Genomic DNA, 22,112 nt, shown 5'->3' on the forward strand with positions numbered 1-22,112 from the left:
AGTAAAACATTATTTGTATTGAATAAACTTAATTGAACGTTTATGAAAAGGATTTTTAAATATACGGCCATGTTACTGTTGGGGGCTACAATTGCTGGATGTGCAACATCGGCAATTACAGGCCGTAAATACCTGAAATTGGTAGATTCTCAACAAATTAATGATCAAGCAGCATTAGCCTATAAAGACTTTTTAAGCAAGAACAACTCCAAGGTTGTGACCGGAACATCGGCCGCCACCCAGGTAAAGCGCGTAGGGAATAATATTGCTATTGCCGCTAATCAGTACTTGAAGCAGTTGGGTATTTCCGACAAATTCAACTTTAACTGGGAATTCAACCTGATTGAAAGCCCGGATGTGAATGCTTGGTGTATGCCAGGCGGTAAGGTTGCGGTGTATACCGGAATTCTTCCCGTGGCGAGAAACGATGCCGGATTAGCTACTGTTATGGGCCATGAGATTGCCCACGCGATTGAGGAGCACTCTGTTTCCCAATATTCCAATGCGATGGCAGCGCAGTATGGTGCGCAGATCTTAGGTGCAGCAGGAGCCATGTCAAACAGTAAATACATAGGCTTGTTCAATCAGCTTTATGGTATTGGATACCAAGTAGGCTCCTTGAAATTCTCCAGAAACGATGAGTTAGCAGCAGATAAGGCAGGCTTAATCTTGATGGCCATGGCGGGTTATGACCCACGCGAGGCTGTTGGATTCTGGGAAAGAATGGCACAAGGCAAATCAGGAACGCCGCCAGAGTGGTTAAGCACTCACCCTAGTGATGCACGTCGGATTGCACAGATCAATGCGATGATTCCAGAAGTAATGAAATATTACAAGAAAAAATAAGCAGTATTGCTCATAAAACAGAAAAGCCATCTCAACAGATGGCTTTTCTGTTTTTTAGCGTTTATTAGGAAGGGGAAGCTAGCTATTTGCAATTCCAGGAAAAGGAATCTATTTTTATTGTAACAAAATTTCTTTTAAAGCGACTAACTCTATAATTAAATTACAACACATGAACCTTACTATTCAAAATTTAAACAAAACCTATAAGAATGGGGTTAAAGCCCTGGACGATATTAACTTAAACATAGGCCCCGGCATGTTTGGCCTTTTAGGCCCGAATGGTGCGGGCAAATCATCTTTGATGCGCACCATTGCGACCTTGCAAAGCCCAGACTCCGGATCCATTACCTTTGGCGATCTGGATGTATTAAACAATAAAAACGGTCTCCGCAATGTGTTAGGCTATCTTCCGCAAGAGTTTGGCGTCTATCCGAACCTATCGGCGGAAGAGCTTTTACTTTACTTTGCCGATTTAAAAGGTATCCATAAAAAAGAAGACCGCAAGAAGATTGTTGCAGAGGTTTTGCAGATTACCAATTTATATGATGTTCGCAAGAAAAGCGTGAGTGGCTACTCCGGCGGGATGAAGCAGCGCTTCGGTATTGCGCAGATGTTGTTGAACCACCCGAAACTTATTATTGTCGATGAGCCTACTGCAGGACTCGATCCGGCCGAGCGCCATCGCTTCTTAAATGTATTGCGTGAGATTGGTGCCCAGCATACCGTTATTTTCTCTACGCATATTGTAGATGATGTTCGCGAGCTGTGTCACGAGCTAGCCATTATGAATGGGGGTAAGGTATTGTTCCGCGGTTCTTCCGCAGAAGGAGAAGCCCAATTGGCAGGCAAGATATGGACGAAGCGTATAGAACGCGCAGACTTCGATCAAGCAAATAGCCAATACCAAATCATCTCCTCCAACTACAACCAAGATAACACCTTAAACATCCGCGTGCTGAGTGATGAATCGCCTGATCCATCGTTCCAAGCCGGACAACCGATGTTAGAGGATGTTTATTTTGTAGCCCTTAAAAAGGATGTTGCCCATGTTTAGTCGTATCTTTTCCTTTGAAATCATCCGCTGGTTTAAGCATCCGGTGTTTTATGTCTATTGTGCTATTTATTTTGCCTTGGCCTATTTTACTACTATTTCTAATTTAGGGGCCTTCGATTCCATTACAGCTACGGCGAGTCAACCGGTTTATTTTAATGCACCGATCAAAATTGCCGGCTTTTTTAATAGCTATTCCACTTTAATCTATTTTCTACTGCCAACGATTATAGGGGCTGCCGTTTACCGCGATTACCTCTATCAGGTGCATAATCTGTTGTTTTCCTATCCCTTGGATAAGCTGAGTTACCTATCGGCTAAATTCCTCAGCGCCTTAACGGTGGTATGCATCATTGCTATCATCACCGTGATGGCCTATTACCTGGGGCAGTTTCATCCCGGTGTCAATCAGGAATTGATAGGTCCCAATCGCTTAGAAGCCTATGTGGGCGGATTTCTCATCGTTATTCTGCCTAACTTTCTCCTGTTTGGCAGTATCATCTTTGCCTTAGTTACTTTCACGCGTAATGTGTATGTAGGCTTTGTATTTGTGCTGATCCTTCTGCTTTTGCAAACGGTATTGGATATTGCCACCCAGAATATGGACAACAAATACCTGGTTGCTTTATGGGATCCTTTTGGCTATCAACCCATCGTATACTATAGCCGCTATTGGTCGGTAGAAGAGCAAAACACCCTCTTACTGCCTTTATCCGGAGTCATGCTCCATAACCGTTTGATATGGTCAGGCTTGGCCATCTTGATCTTGGGCTTTACGTATTATAAATTCTCTTTTTCACAATTGGGCATCAGCTTCGGTCGTGCTAAAACAGCGGAACGTGTCACCAAGAACAACTTTGGAAGCATTATCCAGATAAAATTGCCGCTGGTTCATATCTCCCATAGTTTCTGGAATAACCTGAAACTGAGCTGGCGCTTATCGCATCAGGACTTTAAATATGTAGTAAAAAACTGGACCTTCATTATCTTGTTAATGATTGCTGCCTTGTTTGTGCTTGCCATCATGTCGGTGGGCGGCATGCTCTTTGGCACCGTCACATACCCGGTCACCTGGCAGGTCTTAAGTACCATGGGAAGTGTCTATAGCTTCTTCCTGATTATTATGATCTTGCTGTTCTCCGGCATGTTGATCCAACGCGATCAGCAGCAGAATATGAAGCTTTTGATCGATGCAACGGCTGTTCCAAACTGGGTGCTCTTAACTTCCAAGGTAATTGCCCTCTTTAAAATGGCACAGGTGGTCTTGCTCATCAGTTTGCTTACCGGTGTGATCTACCAGGCCTATAATGGCTATTATAAATTCGAACTGGGGCACTATCTATTTGAGCTCTTTGTGTTGGATAACCTTAAGTATTTGGTGCTGATCGGCTTTGCCTTTTTCATCCATAGCTTCTTCAAAAACTACTTTGTAGGCTTCATCATCTGTCTACTTATTGTGTTGGGCATGCCGCTATTATCGCGTATAGGCATTGAACAAAATATCTTTAAATTCAATAACGATCCGCGGTTCAGCTATTCGGATATGAATGGCTACGGCGATATCCGTCATTACCTCTATTACCGCTTATATTGGTTGTTATTTGCAGGCTTTCTGTTTGCCTTGACCTTGCTTTTCTGGCGCCGCGGTATTATTTCCAGTGTGAAAGACCGCATGCAACAAGCGGAAAAACGTAATAAGGGTGTGTTGGCCATTACCGCTGTGCTGTTATTGTTAGGTTTTTTCGGCTTAGGCTACAGCATATACTATGTCAACAATGTGGTTTCCACCCGCTATTCCAATAAGGAACGCGAAGTGCAGCAGGTTACTTATGAGAAGAAGTATGGGCATTTTAAAAAGCTGCCGAGCCCACGATTGGTTGATGTATTTACCAAAATAGATATCAACCCAGAGGATCGTACATTTACAGCCGAAGGACGCTTTATCTACATCAATAAAACGAAACAGCCTATAGACACGCTCTTCATGAACCTGAATGGGGAGGTGAAGAGTACGGTGAATATTCATTGGGCACTAAAAGACTCGACCAAAGACGATGAGCTGGATGTCCGCTTGTATACCTTAGCTAAACCGATCTTACCGGGGGATACCCTAAAAGTAGATTACCGCTTAGCAAACCTAGGCAATACCTTTTTGCGCGATCGTTCCATTATCCTAGCTAACGGTACTTTCATCAACAACAGTATTTTCCCTTCTTTAACTTATACGGAAGCGGTGGAGCTGGTTGATAATTCAGTGCGTGCTAAGTATAAATTGCCAGACCGTGACCGCATGGCCGATCCAAGCGACAGCACGAAATTAGGGAATACCTATATTTCTAATGAAGCCGATTGGATTAACTTTGAAGCCGTATTAAGTACCAGTCTTGATCAAATCGCTATTGCACCCGGCTATTTGCAGAAGGAATGGCAAGAAAATGGAAAACGCTATTTCCATTACAAAATGGATAGCCCCATCCTGAATTTCTATTCCTTTATTTCCGCGAAATACGAAGTGAAGAAAGAAATGGTAGGAGATAAGCATATGGAAATCTATTACCATAAAGGGCATGAGTATAATCTAGACCGCATGATGGCTTCCATTAAGAAATCATTGGCCTATTACGAGTCGCATTACAGCCCTTATCAGTTCCAGCAATTGCGTATTATCGAGTTTCCACAAACCTATGGCACCTTTGCGCAGGCCTTTGCCAATACGGTTCCTTTTTCAGAAGGGATTGGCTTTATTGCCAAGGTGGATGAAACCGATCCAGATGCCATGGACTATCCTTATGCGGTGATATCGCATGAGTTCGCCCATCAGTGGTGGGCACATCAGGTTATCGGTGCCAATGTAAAAGGAGCCACCATGATGTCAGAATCCCTATCCGAATACAGCTCCTTGAAAGTGTTGGAGCATACCTATGGCAAGCAGCAGATGCATCGTTTCTTAAAAGAAGCATTAAACAGTTACTTGGAAGGACGTGCCGGCGAGCGGATCAAGGAAAATCCATTGATGTACAATGAAAACCAAGGCTATATCCATTATAACAAAGGCTCTTTAGTGATGTATGCCATGAGCTCGTACCTAGGTGAAGATGCCTTTAGCAAGATGTTGCAGGCTTATAATCAGAAAACAGCCTTTCAGTATCCACCTTATACCACCTCCCTGGAGTTTGTGGCGATGCTGAAAGAACATACCCCGGATTCCCTGCAATACCTGATTAAGGATATGTTTGAAACGGTGACCTTGTATGATAACCGCGTAGAGAAGACAACTTCTAAAAAGCTGAGCAATGGGCAGTATGAGGTAACCATCGACTTTATCGTGAGCAAGTACCGTACAGACGAGAAAGGAAAGCGCAGTTATGAGGATAGTAAGGGGACTAAGCTAACGGCAAAAGGAGAGAAGAAGGAAATTAATTCCCTGCCGCTGGCTGATTACATCGACCTGGCGGTCTTCGGGGAGCCGAAGAAATCTGGCGAACATAGCATCGATCGGCAGATCCTAAGCAAAAGACTGAAAGTCGATCAGATTAAAAATCAAGTTCGATTCGTTGTCAAAGAAAAACCTACCGAGGTGGGAGTGGATCCTATCCATATGTTGATCGATACGGATACCGACGATAACAGAAAGAAGTTATAGGCTTCTAAAATATAGCCTCGCAAGGATATGCCAAAACTTGCGAGGTTTTCTATTCCCGGGGTACCCATAGTCCAAAGACCAAAGGTTTTTCGTATTTTTGTGGGATAGTAACATAGGATTTCCCCATTCAATATGAATATTCAAGACCTTATTATTAAGGATAAAGAACCGGTTAATTTAGACGATGTTTTTCTAAGTGAGGAGAACAGGAGCCAACTCCAGCAACTCATCAAAGAGCAACTTTTTGTGAAAGATCTGCAGGCTTTTGGTCTGCCAGTCAATAATAAGGTATTGCTGTATGGTAGCTCAGGCTGTGGGAAAACAACCACTGCCAAAGCTATTGCCCATGCCATTCAACGGCCTTTAATTGTGTTGAACTTGAGCAACATTATCAATGCCCGAATTGGCGAAACCTCCCAAAACATAAAGCAGGTATTCGATCGAGCAATCCGCGACAAGGCGGTTTTGTTTCTCGATGAGTTTGACCAGATTGGCAAAGCCCGCGGAGAGGATGAAAATGATGTAGGCGAGATGCGACGCTTGGTGAATACCATGATCCAATTGATAGACTACCTGCCCGAGGAAGTGATGCTGATCTGTGCCACCAACCATTTGGATATCATCGACTTTGCCCTGATCCGACGCTTTCAATTGAAGATAAGCTTTGAAATGCCGGCCAAGGACGTGCTGGATAAGTATTACGATAAATTATTAGCGCGTTTTCCGGAGGAGTTCCGAAACATCGAACGACGCTATCAAATCTCTTTTGCTGAGGCGAAGGACTATTGTTTCACCTTGGTGAAGGCCAAGCTGATCAAAGCCCTGGAAAGCCGGCACCAACAGATTATGTAAGCATAAAAAAAAGCATTTTAGATTTCTAAAATGCTTTTTTTTATGCTTTATAGTGCTATTGCTTATTTATACATTTGCTCGCGTTGGGCTTTCACCACATCCGAGTTAATGTACTCATCGTAAGTCATCAACTTATCGATAATGCCATTTGGCGTCAATTCAATAATACGGTTGGCTACGGTTTGAGTCAACTCGTGGTCACGAGAAGTGAACAACATCGAACCGCGGAAATCACTCATACCGTTGTTTAAGGCGGTAATAGATTCCAAGTCCAAGTGGTTGGTCGGCTCGTCGAAAATTAAGAAGTTGGCGCCTTGCAACATCATTCTAGAGAACATACAACGCATTTTCTCTCCTCCAGATAGTACCGAACATTTCTTCAATACCTCTTCACCAGAGAATAACATTTTACCCAAGAAACCACGGATAAATTGCTCATCAGCATCCGGTTTGGTGGTGTAATCACGAAGCCAGTCGATCAGGTTGTCTGTTTTACCATCGAAGAAGGACGCATTATCAATTGGCATATCTGCAGGGGTAATGGTTACTCCCCATTTAAACTCGCCTTTATAATCGTTGTCACGACCTGCTAGGATATCGTAAAATGCCGAAGTAATTAAGTTGTTCTCGGCTAATACCGCAATCTTATCGCCTTTATTAATCATAAAGGTAATATCCTTGAAGTAAACTTCGCCGTTCACGGTTTTACCCAATCCTTCTACGTTCAAAATCTGATCGCCCGGTTCTCTGTCCATCATGTTGAACATAATGGCCGGATACTTACGGTTAGAAGGCTTAATTTCTTCAATATTGATTTTATCTAAAGCTTTCTTACGTGAAGTTGCTTGTTTTGATTTGGAAGCGTTGGCCGAGAAACGACGGATAAATTCCTGTAATTCCTTCACCTTATCTTCCATTTTCTTGTTCTGGTCTGAACGTTGTTTCAAGGCTAATTGCGATGATTCGTACCAGAAAGAGTAGTTACCCGAGTAGATGGACATTTTGCTGAAGTCGATATCTACGATATGCGTACATACGGCATCCAAGAAGTGACGGTCGTGGGATACAACCAATACAATCGCTTCATAGGTCGCTAAGAAATCTTCCAACCAAGCAATGGTGTTAATGTCCAAGTCGTTGGTAGGCTCATCCAGAATTAAGATATCCGGGTTTCCGAAAAGCGCTTGTGCCAATAACACGCGTACCTTTTCGTTACCATCCAACTCTTTCACTAATTTATAGTGTTGCTCTTCTTTAATACCCAAGTTACTCAATAGGGTAGCGGCATTACTTTCGGCGTTCCAGCCGTCCATTTCAGCAAATAAACTTTCTAATTCGCCAGCACGCTCACCATCGGCATCGGTAAAAGGATCTTTCATATAGATTTCATCCTTTTCCTTCATAACCTTATAAAGGTCTTGGTTACCCATCATGACAGTCTGGATTACCGGGAATTCATCGAACGCATAGTGGTTCTGATTCAATACCGACATCCGTTCGCCCGGAGTAAAAGCTACCGACCCAGTCGAAGGATCAACCTCACCTGATATAATTTTTAGAAATGTTGATTTACCGGCACCATTTGCACCAATAATACCATAACAGTTTCCAGGAGTGAATTTTAAGTTAACATCTTCGAATAGAATACGTTTTCCATAGCGAAGGGATAAATTCGATACATTAATCATGCTGCAAAGATACGCTTTTCCTTTGGATTAGGGAACGGTCAGTATACTTGAATTTTTTAGGGTAGAGCCTATCCTTAGAAGCGATCCAGTTCAAGGGATAAGGCCTTCAAATCTTGTTTCATCAGGTTGATGTTCGACTCCAACTGATCGTACATATCAGCGCGGTTATTTAGTTGTTCGCTGCTGTATTTGCCACCTTCCCCAAAATAAAGTTGCTCTAATTCTGATTTTGAATCCTTTTCAATTTGTCCTAGATGGGTCCATTTATCAATAATCTGCTCGCGCAGGGAATGCTGCACCCCATCCTCCGGATTGGCATAGTTCAAGTAGTACCACACCGCCGGTGGGAAGATCTCCGGATTGGAAGCCCCAAACCAAATATCTTTTAAGGCATTGCGCTTATGATGAAACTCGATAGATTCCTTATTAAAGAACATCAGAAAACCGAAGCTGGCTTCGGCAATACCCGTGGAGATGCCGGTGGCATTGGCTGCGGTTTCATTTTTGATGACCCCACCGGTCAAGATGGCGCCGGCAGCACCCACTACGATGGCGGCAATGGTTAATTTAGACTCCCGATTATCCGCCCGACCACTGAGGTAATTCGCAATCTGACTTGTCCGTTCTTCCTCACAGTCCATTTCTGAAGATATCGCTGAAATTTCCAAGGATGACATATTGATTTTATGGTCCATATCCTGTTTCAGCTCCAGTATAGATAGGCGGTATTCAGCGTCCTGTTTAGGCTGTGCTTTCAACTGTATGTATTTTTCCAGCGTGGGAATCAGGCCGATGGCATTCGCCATGTTTAAACTGTTGTAGCTTAGTTTATGTTGCAGAGCCTCACTGAGTTGCTGTAAATGCAGGGGTGTGGGCAGATCCGCTTCCGTATAATTGTACACATTGCGTTGGTTACAATTGCTATGGGACAGGAGGTTTCTGATTTCCGCATTTTTTACCGTAGCGCAAGAGCTAGTTGCCAGCACTAAGGTGCAGATAACCAAGGTGTTTAACAGGGCCTTCATACGTAGATAATTTAGAGCAGCTAAGTGTGAATAATCGCTTTTTATTTCCGGGCAATTTATAAAAATTTTTCAGATAACAATCATTTTTAAAACGATTGCGTTGCGCCTTCTTTACAAAAAAAGATGTGCAGGTTCGCAAAAAAAATAGTTTCTTTACAGATATTTTATGGTCAATATACAAGTAAACCAAATTAATGGATAATATTATTTCTACCATTTCCTCCTTCGTATGGAGCGATATTTTTATTTACCTATGCCTGTGTACAGGGCTTTATTTCTCCATCCGAACAGGCTTTTTACAGATTACTTATTTAAAAGATATGCTGCGCTTACTCTTCGCCAAGAAAAAAGGCGAGGAGGGGATTTCTTCCTTTCAGGCCTTCGCATTGGCCATTTCCGGAAGGGTAGGAACAGGTAATATTATCGGGGTGGCCACCGCCATTTTCTATGGTGGCCCCGGCGCCATATTTTGGATGTGGATCATCGCTTTTCTAGGCTCCGCTTCCGCCTTTGTGGAAGCCATGCTCGGGCAGCTATACAAGCAAAAAGACGGTGCCGAGTTTAGAGGGGGACCCGCTTATTATATTGAAAAAGGATTAGGCGTTAAATGGTATGCTATTCTGTTCGCCGTTTTAACGGTCATCAGTGCAGGCTTGTTATTGCCGGGCGTGCAAAGTAATGCCATTGCGTCCTCGGTATATAATGCTTTCGAACTGCCAACTAATTATACAGGGATGATTGTGGTGGCCTTATTAGTGTTGATTATTTTTGGCGGCGTGAAGCGCTTAGGAACCGTAGCTGAATATGTTGTTCCTTTTATGGCCGGTGGTTATATTATTATGACATTGGTTATTATCGCCATGAACTACCATCAAATTCCAGAGGTGTTTTCCCTCATTTTTAAAAGCGCATTTAGCATGGATGCTACTTTTGGTGGTATCATCGGTATGGCGATTGCATGGGGCGTAAAACGCGGTATTTATTCCAATGAAGCAGGGCAAGGTACGGCGCCACATGCCGCTGCTGCTGCCGATGTTAATCACCCTGCTCAGCAAGGGCTCGTACAGGCCTTCTCTGTATATGTGGATACTTTATTTGTATGTACAGCAACTGCTTTAATGATTTTATTCACCGGAAAATACAATGTAACCCATACGGATTCTGCCGGAAAGGCAACAACCTTACTGCAGGAAAACCTTCCGGGAGTAGATTATAACGGCTTTACGCAAGCGGCCGTTTCCCATCATTTTCCAGGATTCGGAAATAGCTTCGTGGCTATCGCCTTATTTTTCTTTGCCTTTACCACCATTATGGCGTATTTCTATTACGCCGATACCAATATTGTATACCTCGTGAAAAACGAGAAAACCCGAAAGATTATCAGCTGGATTTTTAAAATTGCCTTCTTAGCGACTGTTTATTTCGGCACCATCCGTACCGCCGATACCGCTTGGGCAATCGGAGATATCGGCGTGGGATTAATGGCCTGGGTGAATATTATAGCCATCCTCCTGATGAGCAAAATAGCCATGAAAGTCTGGAAAGACTATAAGCAAAAACGAAAACAGGGACAGGAAGATCCAAGCTTTAACCCGAAAGAACTGGGAATTAAAAACGCGGAATTCTGGGAGGAAAAGGAAAAGGAAAGAGGGTAGGTTTTTTCTTAAGTTTTTGTTATCATACTGTCATCGTGAGCGGAGTCGAACGACTGGTACGTCAATGCAGTAAACAACATCTCAAACATGACAATCAGCTGCACAAGAAGGGTGTAAAGCATTAATAATAAAGCTTTATGTTTTCTTGATTGCACTGACGTACCAGTCGTTCGTGGTTCGTGGTTCGACTCCGCTCACCATGACAAATTGATGACAAAAAGATGGCAGCACGACAACAAATCGGTAAAAAAACAATGTACCACCTTCCGTCTTCTCCCTTTTCTCCTCCCTTTCACATCCCTTTCACACCCCTTTGCAGTAGGCGAAGATAGGGTTGAAAAAAGCTGCAACAAAAGCCCACCAAATACCCATTCCAAAACCATTACTGCAGTCCATAAAAAAAAAGGGATGTTAACTATCCCTTTTCATTCTTTTCCTGAGTGTTTTAGTGAATGCCAAAACATGTTGTTGCAAATAATAAGACGAGCGCGACCAGTAGTAAAAGGAACAAGTTCGTCAATGGCGTCCTTTTCATGTTTGTTTAATAAGTGTTTATATTGGTATTTAACATTAAAGTTACACAAATTTTTTATGTGTGAAAATTTTAATGATAAGATACAAGAGTTATTCCTTGATATGAAGTGCAAAAATGAAACCAAAAATTAAAGGTTAAACACGACTAGTTTTGTAGATTTTTTTCGCAAGTCCGCTAATATTCCATTGAATTCCTTACTTTTGTGCGTTTTACATTAATCCCAGTATATGAAGAAAGGCAATTTTTGGGCCTTACTGCCATTATTATTCTTTGTTTTTATTTACTTTTCAGGGTCTTATTTGCTAGGCGATTTCTACGCTTTGCCTGTTCTGGTAATTTTTATGTTGGCCCTTTTTGTGGCTTTCTTTCAATTTCCGAAAGTGCCTTTTCAAGAAAAGTTGAAGCATTTTTCTAAAGGATCGGGCGATGAGAATATCCTGATCATGATTTTGATCTTCCTGTTGGCGGGAGCTTTTGGTGAGCTTTCCAAAAACATCGGGGCCATTTCATCGACCATTAATTTTGCATTAACGTATGTTTCGCCGCAATATATCATCTCCGGATTGTTTTTGGTGGCCTGTTTTATTTCCACCTCGCTAGGTACTTCGGTGGGGACTATTGTGGCTCTTGCACCCATTGCGGTAGGCTTGGAAGCTAATATTGCTGGTGTTATGCCGCTGGCCTTGGCTTCGGTTATTGGCGGAGCGATGTTTGGCGATAACCTTTCTTTTATTTCCGATACCACCATTGCGGCAACACGTACGCAACAGGTGAGCATGAGCGATAAGTTTAAGGTCAACTTTAAAATGGTGCTGCCCGTAGCGATATTGGTGCTGATTATTTATGCGGTACAGGGAAATGCCATGATGCAGCAATTGCCGGCAATTCCGGTCGGGGAGTATGAGCTCATTAAAATTGTACCTTATATTACGGTGTTTGTTCTTGCGCTTGCCGGGTTAAATGTAATTTTTACCTTAGGCATAGGTATTTTAATTGCCGCTATTATTGGCTTAAGCAGTGGATCCATCGACTTTCTACAGGTTTTAAAATCCATGAACGACGGTTTCTTTGGTATGTTTGAGCTGAGCATACTCTGTTTAATTATCGGGGGTGTCGTAGGAATTATCCGACTGAATGGTGGGATCGACTTTTTGTTGCAGTTTGTAACCAAACGCATCGATTCAAAGAAAAAGGCCGAACTGGGCATTGCCTTTTTAACCGGCTTGGTGAATATGGCCATTGCAAATAACACCATTACCATTGTAATTGTAGGGCCTATAGCAAAAGAAATTTCGGATAAAAATGGATTGGAAGGAAAGCGTGTAGCGAGTATTTTAGATACGATTTCTTGTTTTATGCAAGGAATTGTTCCTTATGGTGCCCAACTGTTGGCCGCCCTAGCAGCAGCGAATATGGTATTGGCCGAGCAACAAAAAGCACTGCTGTCTCCTATAGATATTATGCAATACCTGTATTATCCTTTACTGATCGGAGTGGTTACCATTCTTTTTATTCTATTTAGAAAAAGAGGGCCTAAGGCTGTTACAGCATAAGGGCTACTTAAAGCATATTAAAATAAGAAGGGAACCTGTAACAAGGTTCCCTTCATTTGCATTAAATATGTTCAATAACATCCAAAATCAGTGGATAGGTATCGGCTTTAATTTTGTCCAGGTTGGCGGGTTTAACCCAAATCGCCTTGTCAATATCTTCTTCTTTCTGCGGGGTTAGTTTTGGCACTTCGTTTACCGCCATTTCATACCATTTAGTTTGCTTCAACACAAATTTATTACGCATGGTATAGGTATGGTAGGTGGTCATTATTTTTCGGCCTAAATAGTCTATTTTAAGGCCACATTCTTCCTCTACCTCGCGTAGAGCCGCTTCTTTCATCTTTTCATCTTCTTCCACTTTGCCTTTTGGCAGGTCCCATTTGCCGAGACGATGGATAAATAGGTAATGGCCTTCGCCGTTCTTAACAAGGCCGCCGGCAGCTTTTATGATTCGTAGGTCAGCAATCAGGCTTTTGAAAACTTTTTCGATGTTCGGCTGTACATATAGGTAGACATTTTTTTCAGTCTTGTTGAGCGATTGGTTGAAAAGTTTTTCCAGATCAATGTCTTGTAAACCAATCGTTTGGGTAATGCCCTCGATTTTAGGTGCAAAATCTGCCAAAATTAACAGAGATTGGTTCATATAAATTTTATAAATTTGTGCCATGAATTATTTAAATGAGGTTGAACAAAAAGTTGCTGAATCCTTATTGCAAATTAAAGCAATAAAATTACAACCTAAAAGTCCTTTTACATGGGCGTCGGGGTGGAAGTCACCAATTTATTGTGATAACCGTGTAGCATTGTCACATCCGGCGATTCGTACCTACATCAGACAGAAGCTTTCTCAACGTATTCAGGAGGAGTTTGGCTCGGTGGATATGATTTCTGGGGTGGCTACGGCGGGAATTCCCCAAGGCGTTTTAGTGGCGCAGGACTTAGGTCTTCCTTTTTCCTATGTACGTAGCAGCGCTAAGGACCATGGTCGCCAGAATATGATTGAAGGCGAGGTCATCAGCGGTCAGCGTGTGGTGGTTATCGAAGACTTGGTTTCTACCGGCAAGAGTAGCTTAGTGGCTGTGAAAGCGCTACGCGAAGCAGGCTGTAATGTGGTTGGCTTGGTATCCATCTTTACCTATGGATTCGATGAAGCCCGCAAGAATTTCGAAGATGCCAAATGTACCTTCCATAGTTTATGTAATTATGAAGCCTTAATCCATGTTGCTGCCGCCAACAGCTACATCATGGAGTCTGACATCGAACTATTAGAAAAATGGAGACAAGATCCAGCAAACTGGAATCCAGCAGAATAACCTATGACTGTTATACAAAATTCTACACAAATCAATAAGCCTCTAGCGGAGGTTTATCAATTCTTAGCCGATTTAAATAATCATGAGCAATTGATGCCTGATAATATTTACAATTGGACATCGACAGCCGATGAGGCTCGTTTTACCATTAAGAACATGGCAAAGCTTGCGCTACGCATCAGCCAACGGATTGAAAACAAAGAATTGGTATGTGTACCTTCAGAGGAAGCACCTTTCGCCATTACCTTACGTTGGAAATTGGATGAAGCAAGTGCCGAAAGTACCACAGCAAGTTTCGTTATTGAAGCAGAATTAAATATGATGATGAAAATGATGGCATCTGGGCCATTGCAAAAACTAGTCGATCATCAAGTAAGTCGCTTGAAGGAAGTACTCGGATAAGCAAAACAATCGCTATTAAAAAACAATCGCTTCATTCAGAAAAGCATTGTTAAGAAAATATATAAAAAAGCAGCTCTAGAGCTGCTTTTATTGTGAATTAAATTTTCAATAAAAGTATATTAGAAATTAGAAACAGGGAAAACGAATGTAATTACAGGCTTTACTACCGCGTTTTATTGGTTCTAAAGGACTACAGGCTTTAAACAGCGTGAGCTAAAACAGCATGTGATTGCTTTGAATTGGATTTACTAAGATTTGCCGATTACCAATATGCAAATAGCATCTTGTTTTCAACTTGTTAAGCGAATACAAGAATTCCAAAAAGGACAACAACATTGTTCAATGAAATTGCTATTTGCTATTCCGAAAATGATTATCGAAATATAGGAAGAATAGTCAACAGGAGAAAAGGTTTTTCCAGTTGTTTAGACACTGCTTTCATTGCTAGTTTGAAATTAATATCACAAATTTTTGACAACTTTGAGAACTGAAATTAACTTTATATTAGGCAAAATAGGTTTGCTACTTCTTTTTTAATTGAGGATGTTCCAGTGGAAAACTTGAGCAAAATGCTTGTGTATAATTATATTGCAACAACATAGATTTAAGCCAAGATATTGAATGAAAAAGTAGTAAAGAATATGTAAAAGATATCACACAAATTAAAAGATTTGGAACAGTCTTTAGTTTCACAATTTTGAGACTAATAAAACCATTAAAAATTGATAACATCTGTTAATTTTTTGGGTCGGACGCAAACCGTTTTAAAATTCAAATGGCTATCGAAATGGAGTTAATACGCATTAATACTCTAGCTTAATAATTATGAAATTTTTTACACTTAATGCTAAATAACGGCTTTGCCTTTCACTACAATATTGTGATATTTTACACTATTGGACAGTGTAATTTGAGTATCTTTAAACAGTTAAAAATTAATTAGGCTTCAATGAACCGAATTAAAGACGTTTTGAAAGAAAAAGGAATCTCACAAGCTTGGCTTGCAAAAAAGTTGAACAAAAGTTACAACACCGTTAACGAGTATGCTCGAAACTTGAGACAACCAAGCATTGAGGATTTGTATCGAATTGCTAAAGTTTTAGGCGTTAATGCAAAAGATTTATTGATAGAAGAATGAGTAAAGAAAACCAAATAGAAGAACAACTAATTGAGCAACTAAAAGGGCTGAAATTTATTCATCGTCCAGATATTTTTGACAGAAAAACACTGGAGCAAAACTTCAAGACTAAATTTGAAGAATTAAACCGTGTTCGGCTTTCTGACAGTGAATTTTTAAGACTTCGGGAACAAATCATTAATCCTGATGTATTTGCTGCTTCTAAAGTTTTGCGTGAAAGACAGTATTTTCAACGTGAAGACGGAACACCTTTACATTATACATTGGTCAATATCAAAGACTGGTGCAAAAATGAGTATGAAGTCGTTAGCCAATTACGTATTAATACGGAAAACAGCCACCAACGATTCGATGTGATTTTGCTTATCAACGGTTTGCCGATGGTGCAAATTGAATTGAAAAAATTGGACATTTCACCACGAAAAGCAATGCAGCAAATCGTGGATTATAAGAACGAACCGGGAAATGGTTTCGGAAATTCACTGCTTTGCTTTATGCAGTTGTTTATTGTAAGTAACAGAACAAACACCTTTTATTTTGCGAACAATATAAAACAACATTTCCAATTTAATGCCGATGAGCAATTTTTACCTGCTTATCATTTGGCAGATGAAAAAAATAGGAAAATTAAACATCTTGAAGACTTTACGGATAAATTCCTTAAGAAATGTACATTGGGCGAGATGATTAGCAAATATATGGTATTGGTGCAAAGTGAGCAGAAAATGCTCGTGATGCGACCTTATCAAATTTATGCTGTAAAAGCTATTGAAGAATGTGTCAATCAAAATCGTGGAAATGGCTATATCTGGCACACTACGGGAAGCGGTAAAACACTGACTTCTTTTAAAGCATCTACACTTTTAAAGGATAATCCCGAAATTGAAAAATGCTTGTTTGTAGTAGATCGGAAAGATTTGGACAGACAAACTCGTGAGGAGTTTAATAAATTTCAGGAAGGCAGTGTGGAGGAAAACACCAATACTGAAACGTTGGTAAGGCGTTTACTCTCTACTGACTATGCTGATAAAGTAATTGTTACCACCATTCAAAAATTAGGTTTGGCTTTAGATGCTACCCAAAAGAAAAACTACAAAGAACGTTTAGAGCCGTTAAGCACACAACGTATTGTTTTTATTTTTGACGAGTGTCACCGTTCGCAGTTCGGTGAAAATCATAAAGCTATCAAAGAATTTTTTCCTAATGCACAATTATTTGGTTTTACGGGAACACCTATTTTTCCTGACAATGCTACTTATAAAATACGTGAAGGAGAATATGAGTCTTATAAAACCACACAAGATATTTTTGAAAAAGAATTACACGCTTACACTATAACACACGCCATAGACGATAGAAATGTATTGAAGTTCCATATTGATTATTTCAAAGGCGAAGGCTCGAAGAGTGCCAAGCCTGGCGAAGCGATTGCCCAACAAGCCGTAGTGGAGGCTGTTCTGGAAAAACACGATGCAGCAACTAACGAACGTAAGTTCAATGCATTATTGGCAACAGCCTCTATCAATAACGCTATTGAATATTATCAAATTTTCAAGGAATTACAAAAGATAATGCAAAATGATAATCCAAACTTTGTTCCGCTAAATATCGCTTGCGTATTTTCTCCACCTGCTCAATTAATGACAAAAGATGGAGATCAAAGAAGTCAAAAGAATGCAGCTGACATCAAGCAACTTCAAGAAGATTTAACACAAGAAAGAGAGGATAATCAGCAAAATCCCGAAGAAAAGAAAAAGGCATTAATGCAAATTATTGCCGATTACAATACACAATATAAAACCAATCATAATGTCAACGAATTTGATTTGTATTATCAAGATGTACAAAGACGTATCAAAGACCAAAAATATAGTAACAAAGACGTACCTCACAAAGAAAAAATAGATATAACTATTGTGGTAGATATGTTACTCACGGGATTTGATAGTAAATTCTTGAACACTTTGTATGTGGATAAAAACCTGAAATATCACGGATTGATTCAGGCATTTTCCAGAACCAACCGTGTGTTGAATGACACTAAACCGTATGGAAATATTCTCGATTTTCGTTCACAACAAGAAGCCGTAAACCAAGCTATTGCTTTATTCTCGGGAGAAGATAATAAAGAAAAATCAAGAGAAATTTGGTTGGTTGAACCTGCACCTGTGATGATTGACAAGTATAAAGAAGCTGTTGAAAAATTAGGTGTATTTATGCAAGAAAACAATTTACTCAGAGAACCAGAAGAAGTTTACAACCTAAAAGGTGATGCAGCTCGGATTGCCTTTGTTAAAAATTTTAAAGAAGTACAGCGACTTAAAACACAGCTTGACCAATATACAGATTTAGACGACAGACAAAAGGAAAAAATTGAAGCCATATTATCTAAAGAAACTTTACAGGAGTTCCGCAGTTCATATATAGAAACGGCAAAACAATTGAGGGAAATACAGCAAAAAGAAGGTAATAATGCTTCCGATGATATTCAGCAATTGGATTTTGAATTTGTGTTATTTGCTTCTGCTGTAATTGATTATGACTACATAATTAGATTAACTGCGGAAACCCTTGGAATGAAACCAGGTAAGCAGAAGATGACCAAGGAACAAGTAAAAAGTTTATTAAAATCCAATTCCAATTTAATGGACGAGGAAGAAGACTTATCGGAGTATATTGATAGTTTAGATTGGAATCAAGGATTAAGTGAAGAGGAACTCCGCAAAGGTTACGATACATTTAAAGACGAAAAATATAATAAGGAAATTGCAACGCTTGCCAATAAGTACGGCTTACAAACCACCGTGGTAAAAACCTTTGTAGATACGATTTTGAGCCGTATGATTTTTGATGGAGAAAAATTAACGGATTTGTTGGAGCCTTTAGATTTAAGCTGGAAAGAACGCAGAGCAAAAGAATTATCCTTAATGGAAGACCTTGTGCCTCAATTAAAAAAACTAGCTCAAGGTAGAGAAATAAGCGGTTTAGCTGCTTATGATAATAAATAAAAAGAAATGAGTAATCAACCTCAAATAAATATAAATGTTTCGGAGTATCGGGAAATTTTACATCAAGCGATAAGCCAAATTAACACCGCCCGAACGCTAATTGCAAAGCAGGTAAACAGTACTGCAAATTCCGTATATTGGAATTTGGGGAAACTACTCTTTGAAAAACAGTTAGAAGAAGGCTACGGCAGTGGTGTTGTAAAACAATTGTCTATTGACCTCAAAAACGAATTCCCCGATATGGGTTTATCTCCACGCAACTTGTGGAATATGAAACGCTTTTATGAGCGTTATTATCAAGTAGATGCAAAACTGCTACAGGGCGTAGCAGTTTTACCTTGGGGACATAATTTGTTGTTATTAGACAAAGTCCAATCTCTTTCTGCAGTTGCGTTTTATGCCAATGAAGTCGCTACAAAAGGCTGGTCAAGAGATTTATTGCTCAACGCCATCAAAATGGACAGCTATAGCAGTGCCGACAACCAACTAAAAACCAATAATTTTAGGAATACATTACCCGAAATAAGTGCCGAATATGCCAACGAAGTATTTAAAAGCTCTTACAATCTCGGGTTTTTGGGTATTACAGAACCTGTAAAAGAATTGGAACTAGAAAACAGGTTGATAACCAAAATCAGGGATTTTGTATTGGAATTAGGCAAAGGTTTTTCATTTATAGGTAACCAATACCGATTGGAATATAACAACAAAGAATACTTTGTAGATATGCTTTTCTTCCACAGAGGATTAAAATCGTTGGTGGCTATTGAACTAAAGATTGGCAGTTTTAAAGCCGAATACGTAGGCAAAATGAACTTGTATCTTTCCCTATTGGATAAATTGGAGAAAGGCGAAAACGAGAATCCATCTATTGGCATTATTCTTTGTGCCGATAAAGATCACTTGGATGTAGAAATTGCTTTGCAGGACATTAATAAGCCTATTGGTGTAGCCGAATATCAGTTGCTATTACCTAAAGACGACCTGCAAGCGCTAGTATTGAACGAAATAAACGCAACACAAGGAGAAAATGAGCAAGAATAAAAAATTGATACCTGAATTGCGTTTTCCTGAATTTGTGAATGAAGGTGAATGGGAAGAGAAAACATTGGGGGAAGTTGCAGAGCGTATAGAAGAAAAAGTAAACGATAAGAAGCTTACTACTGCAAGTATTAGTGCAGGAACTGGTTTTGTATCTCAAGCAGAAAAATTTAGTCGAGACATTTCTGGTGCCCAATACAAAAATTACATTGTACTAAATGAAGGAGAATTTTCATATAATAAAGGTAATTCAAAAAGATTTCCGCAAGGTTGTATCTACAAATTAAAGGAGTTCAAACAAGTTGCCGTTCCTAATGCTTTTATAAGTTTTAGATTTAAGTCAAATTTCGTTGGTGATTTTTTCCAAGGCTATTTTGATAATAATTATCACGGTGTCCAATTAATGCAATTCATTACAAGTGGTGCAAGAATGGATGGTCTTTTGAACATTAAAGCAGATGATTTCTTTAGTATAGTTTTACCGACACCTTTAAAACTCGAACAACAAAAAATCGCTTCCTGTCTTACTTCTCTAGACGAAATGATAGAAGCACACAACCAAAAGTTGGAGCTACTCAAAGACCACAAAAAAGGCTTGATGCAAAATCTTTTTCCTAAAGAGGGGGAGAAAGTACCTAGATATAGGTTTAAGGAGTTTGAGAATGATGGGGAGTGGAAGAAAAAACCTGTAAAGCAAGTGTTTTCAATATTTCAAGGATATGCATTTGCAAGTAATGATAATGTCAGTAGCGGGACAAGATGGATTAAAATAGCTGATGTGGGTATCCAAGAAATGAAAAATGATACGCAGTCTTTTTTACCTATGGAGTTTAAAGAAAAATATAAGAACTTCTTGGTAAAGAAAGGTGATTATGTATTAGCTTTAACTCGTCCCATTTTAAATATGAAGCTGAAAATCGCTCGAATTGATGAAGCTTTTAATGACTCATTATTAAATCAACGTGTCGGAAAAATAGTAACGTCCAATGACAGTAGTTTTGTTTATTATCTTCTTCAAACAACAAAAATGATTGAGAATATTAATAAAAATATTGCAGGGAATGAACCTCCGAATTTGTCTTTCCAACAAATTGGAGATATAGAAGTTTTTTTGCCTTCGAAAATGATAGAACAACAAAAAATCGCATCTTGTCTTTCTGCATTAGATGAACTCATCACATCACAAACCGAGCAAATAGAACAATTGAAACAGCATAAAAAAGGCTTGATGCAGGGTCTGTTTCCTAAAATGAATGATTAATAATGAGTACAGTAAATGAAATAGCACAAAAGTTAAAAGATTTAAAAGAAAATATCATTCTTATCTACGCATTCAATGCAACGGGTAAAACCCGATTGTCTGTTGAATACAAAAATATTACCAAAAAACCTGATGATGGTAAACATATAGGGGTTTATTATAATGCTTTTAGTGAAGATTTGTTTGTATGGGATAATGACAATGATAACGGTGAGCAAAATATCAAGCTCGACATTAAGTTTAGTAGTTTAAATCGTCTTCACAGTTTAATGACCGAAGAAGATGTCGAAAAAAAGCTAATTCCTTACAAAAGGAAATACAATTTCTTTTTTGATCCAAATCGTGACTTTGAAAAAGATGGATTCGCTTCAGTTACTTTTTACAAATTAGAAGATACAGAGAGTAAAACCTCAATAAAAATTTCAAGAGGTGAAGAACGGATTTTTGTGTGGTGTTTCTTTTTAGCACTATTGGAGATTGACGGCTGGGCAAATACACAAAATGCTCATTTCTTTATTGATGACCCGGTTTCAAGTCTAGATGACCATAATATTTTTGTTACAGCTTATACTGTATTTGATTTAATAGAAAAAGAGTTTGAAAAAAGAAAAATCTTAATTACATCGCATCACTTTGGTTTTCTGACTATTTTGTCGGATATGCTTGGAAAAGGAGAGAAATCCAGCAAGTTCAGAAATAGAGACAATTCAAAGAAGTACAAAGAATTTATACTTGAAGGAAATAGTGAAGATTTGTCACTGATAAAGACTAAAGATGGTGTATTTCTTTATCATTTGAGATTACTTCAAATTTTAAATCAAGCTGCCGATTCTAAAGAAGTTTATATTTATCATTTTGCTTTGTTAAGGCAAGTATTAGAGAATATTGCCTCATTTCTTGGTGTTGGACAATTTAGTTACGTTTTGGAACAGATTGGAATAACCGATCAAGACCGCGTGGCTTTTATAGTAAATGCACTTTCACACTTAAATGTTTATTATCAACAAATAGACAAGCCTGTACCTGATAACTTAGAAATATTTAACGAAGTATTATCAAGAATTATGGACAAATACAGGTTTATCATTCCTAAAGACTAAA

At 39.5% G+C, this 22,112-nt stretch carries 16 protein-coding genes; 13 read left to right on the forward strand and 3 right to left on the reverse strand.

All coding sequences use genetic code 11. The features are described 5' to 3' along the window. The first annotated feature begins 42 nt into the window (after positions 1–42). The 4 genes from GQF63_RS07955 to GQF63_RS07970 all read left to right on the forward strand — a co-directional run bounded on the left by GQF63_RS07955 (position 43) and on the right by GQF63_RS07970 (position 6,392). Positions 43–846, forward strand: a complete 804-nt coding sequence (locus GQF63_RS07955) for a M48 family metallopeptidase (protein ID WP_160368698.1) — start codon at positions 43–45, stop codon at positions 844–846. A 169-nt stretch (positions 847–1,015) separates the two neighbouring features. Further along, complete coding sequence (locus tag GQF63_RS07960) at positions 1,016–1,900, forward strand: ABC transporter ATP-binding protein (protein ID WP_160368699.1); 885 nt, start codon at positions 1,016–1,018, stop codon at positions 1,898–1,900. Further along, the gene (locus GQF63_RS07965; protein ID WP_160368700.1) at positions 1,893–5,540 is read left to right on the forward strand and encodes an ABC transporter permease/M1 family aminopeptidase; all 3,648 of its coding nucleotides are present in this window, start codon (positions 1,893–1,895) and stop codon (positions 5,538–5,540) included. The genes GQF63_RS07960 and GQF63_RS07965 overlap by 8 nt, the downstream gene beginning before the upstream one ends. A 132-nt stretch (positions 5,541–5,672) precedes the next feature. Continuing rightward, on the forward strand, positions 5,673–6,392 hold the full coding sequence (locus GQF63_RS07970) for an AAA family ATPase (protein ID WP_160368701.1): 720 nt from the start codon (positions 5,673–5,675) through the stop codon (positions 6,390–6,392). 62 nt (positions 6,393–6,454) lie between these two features. On the opposite strand, the gene GQF63_RS07975 is transcribed toward GQF63_RS07970, so the two are convergent. Next, complete coding sequence (locus GQF63_RS07975) at positions 6,455–8,080, reverse strand: ABC-F family ATP-binding cassette domain-containing protein (RefSeq protein WP_160368702.1); 1,626 nt, start codon at positions 8,078–8,080, stop codon at positions 6,455–6,457. 74 nt (positions 8,081–8,154) lie between these two features. Further along, positions 8,155–9,105 (reverse strand): hypothetical protein, encoded by a 951-nt coding sequence (locus GQF63_RS07980; protein WP_160368703.1) that lies wholly within the window; start codon positions 9,103–9,105, stop codon positions 8,155–8,157. A gap of 194 nt (positions 9,106–9,299) precedes the next feature. On the opposite strand from GQF63_RS07980, the gene GQF63_RS07985 reads away from it, so the two are divergent. Together GQF63_RS07985 and GQF63_RS07990 are read left to right on the forward strand one after the other, a co-directional pair. After that, on the forward strand, positions 9,300–10,760 hold the full coding sequence (locus tag GQF63_RS07985; protein WP_160368704.1) for an alanine/glycine:cation symporter family protein: 1,461 nt from the start codon (positions 9,300–9,302) through the stop codon (positions 10,758–10,760). Between the two features lie 762 nt (positions 10,761–11,522). Next, positions 11,523–12,848, forward strand: coding sequence for a Na+/H+ antiporter NhaC family protein (locus GQF63_RS07990; protein ID WP_160368705.1), 1,326 nt, complete (start codon positions 11,523–11,525; stop codon positions 12,846–12,848). Positions 12,849–12,909: 61 nt separating this feature from the next. Here the strand turns inward: GQF63_RS07990 and GQF63_RS07995 are convergent, their stop codons facing one another. Continuing rightward, positions 12,910–13,491 carry an NUDIX hydrolase gene (locus GQF63_RS07995; RefSeq protein ID WP_246163404.1) on the reverse strand — a complete coding sequence of 194 codons (582 nt, stop codon included), beginning with the start codon at positions 13,489–13,491 and terminating at the stop codon, positions 12,910–12,912. 22 nt (positions 13,492–13,513) lie between these two features. Between GQF63_RS07995 and pyrE the strand changes: the two genes are divergently transcribed. From pyrE to GQF63_RS08030, 7 genes are all read left to right on the forward strand, one after another. Further along, positions 13,514–14,161, forward strand: a complete 648-nt coding sequence (pyrE, locus tag GQF63_RS08000; RefSeq protein WP_160368707.1) for an orotate phosphoribosyltransferase — start codon at positions 13,514–13,516, stop codon at positions 14,159–14,161. 3 nt (positions 14,162–14,164) lie between these two features. Beyond that, on the forward strand, positions 14,165–14,563 hold the full coding sequence (locus GQF63_RS08005) for an SRPBCC family protein (RefSeq protein WP_160368708.1): 399 nt from the start codon (positions 14,165–14,167) through the stop codon (positions 14,561–14,563). Positions 14,564–15,512: 949 nt separating this feature from the next. Further along, the gene (locus GQF63_RS08010; protein WP_160368709.1) at positions 15,513–15,701 is read left to right on the forward strand and encodes a helix-turn-helix transcriptional regulator; all 189 of its coding nucleotides are present in this window, start codon (positions 15,513–15,515) and stop codon (positions 15,699–15,701) included. Beyond that, a complete protein-coding gene (locus GQF63_RS08015; RefSeq protein WP_160368710.1) occupies positions 15,698–18,709 on the forward strand; it encodes a type I restriction endonuclease subunit R in 3,012 nt (1,003 codons plus the stop codon). The genes GQF63_RS08010 and GQF63_RS08015 overlap by 4 nt, the downstream gene beginning before the upstream one ends. A 6-nt stretch (positions 18,710–18,715) precedes the next feature. After that, positions 18,716–19,753, forward strand: coding sequence for a PDDEXK nuclease domain-containing protein (locus tag GQF63_RS08020; RefSeq protein WP_160368711.1), 1,038 nt, complete (start codon positions 18,716–18,718; stop codon positions 19,751–19,753). Further along, positions 19,740–21,011: a restriction endonuclease subunit S gene (locus GQF63_RS08025; protein ID WP_160368712.1), complete on the forward strand. Its 1,272-nt coding sequence runs from the start codon at positions 19,740–19,742 to the stop codon at positions 21,009–21,011. The genes GQF63_RS08020 and GQF63_RS08025 overlap by 14 nt, the downstream gene beginning before the upstream one ends. Positions 21,012–21,013: 2 nt before the next feature. Next, on the forward strand, positions 21,014–22,111 hold the full coding sequence (locus GQF63_RS08030) for an AAA family ATPase (RefSeq protein WP_160368713.1): 1,098 nt from the start codon (positions 21,014–21,016) through the stop codon (positions 22,109–22,111). The last annotated feature ends 1 nt before the right edge of the window (position 22,112 follow it).

It is taken from the genome of Sphingobacterium humi, from assembly GCF_009768885.1.
Lineage (GTDB): Bacteria > Bacteroidota > Bacteroidia > Sphingobacteriales > Sphingobacteriaceae > Sphingobacterium > Sphingobacterium humi.

Coding starts and splice junctions, on each gene's coding strand:
- GQF63_RS07985 (WP_160368704.1), top strand. CDS start 9,300: ATGGATAATATTATTTCTACCATTTCCTCCTTCGTATGGAGCGATATT.
- GQF63_RS07995 (WP_246163404.1), bottom strand. CDS start 13,491: ATGAACCAATCTCTGTTAATTTTGGCAGATTTTGCACCTAAAATCGAG.
- GQF63_RS07960 (WP_160368699.1), top strand. CDS start 1,016: ATGAACCTTACTATTCAAAATTTAAACAAAACCTATAAGAATGGGGTT.
- pyrE (WP_160368707.1), top strand. CDS start 13,514: ATGAATTATTTAAATGAGGTTGAACAAAAAGTTGCTGAATCCTTATTG.
- GQF63_RS07975 (WP_160368702.1), bottom strand. CDS start 8,080: ATGATTAATGTATCGAATTTATCCCTTCGCTATGGAAAACGTATTCTA.
- GQF63_RS08030 (WP_160368713.1), top strand. CDS start 21,014: ATGAGTACAGTAAATGAAATAGCACAAAAGTTAAAAGATTTAAAAGAA.
- GQF63_RS08005 (WP_160368708.1), top strand. CDS start 14,165: ATGACTGTTATACAAAATTCTACACAAATCAATAAGCCTCTAGCGGAG.
- GQF63_RS07965 (WP_160368700.1), top strand. CDS start 1,893: ATGTTTAGTCGTATCTTTTCCTTTGAAATCATCCGCTGGTTTAAGCAT.
- GQF63_RS08015 (WP_160368710.1), top strand. CDS start 15,698: ATGAGTAAAGAAAACCAAATAGAAGAACAACTAATTGAGCAACTAAAA.
- GQF63_RS08010 (WP_160368709.1), top strand. CDS start 15,513: ATGAACCGAATTAAAGACGTTTTGAAAGAAAAAGGAATCTCACAAGCT.
- GQF63_RS07955 (WP_160368698.1), top strand. CDS start 43: ATGAAAAGGATTTTTAAATATACGGCCATGTTACTGTTGGGGGCTACA.
- GQF63_RS07990 (WP_160368705.1), top strand. CDS start 11,523: ATGAAGAAAGGCAATTTTTGGGCCTTACTGCCATTATTATTCTTTGTT.
- GQF63_RS08020 (WP_160368711.1), top strand. CDS start 18,716: ATGAGTAATCAACCTCAAATAAATATAAATGTTTCGGAGTATCGGGAA.
- GQF63_RS07970 (WP_160368701.1), top strand. CDS start 5,673: ATGAATATTCAAGACCTTATTATTAAGGATAAAGAACCGGTTAATTTA.
- GQF63_RS08025 (WP_160368712.1), top strand. CDS start 19,740: ATGAGCAAGAATAAAAAATTGATACCTGAATTGCGTTTTCCTGAATTT.
- GQF63_RS07980 (WP_160368703.1), bottom strand. CDS start 9,105: ATGAAGGCCCTGTTAAACACCTTGGTTATCTGCACCTTAGTGCTGGCA.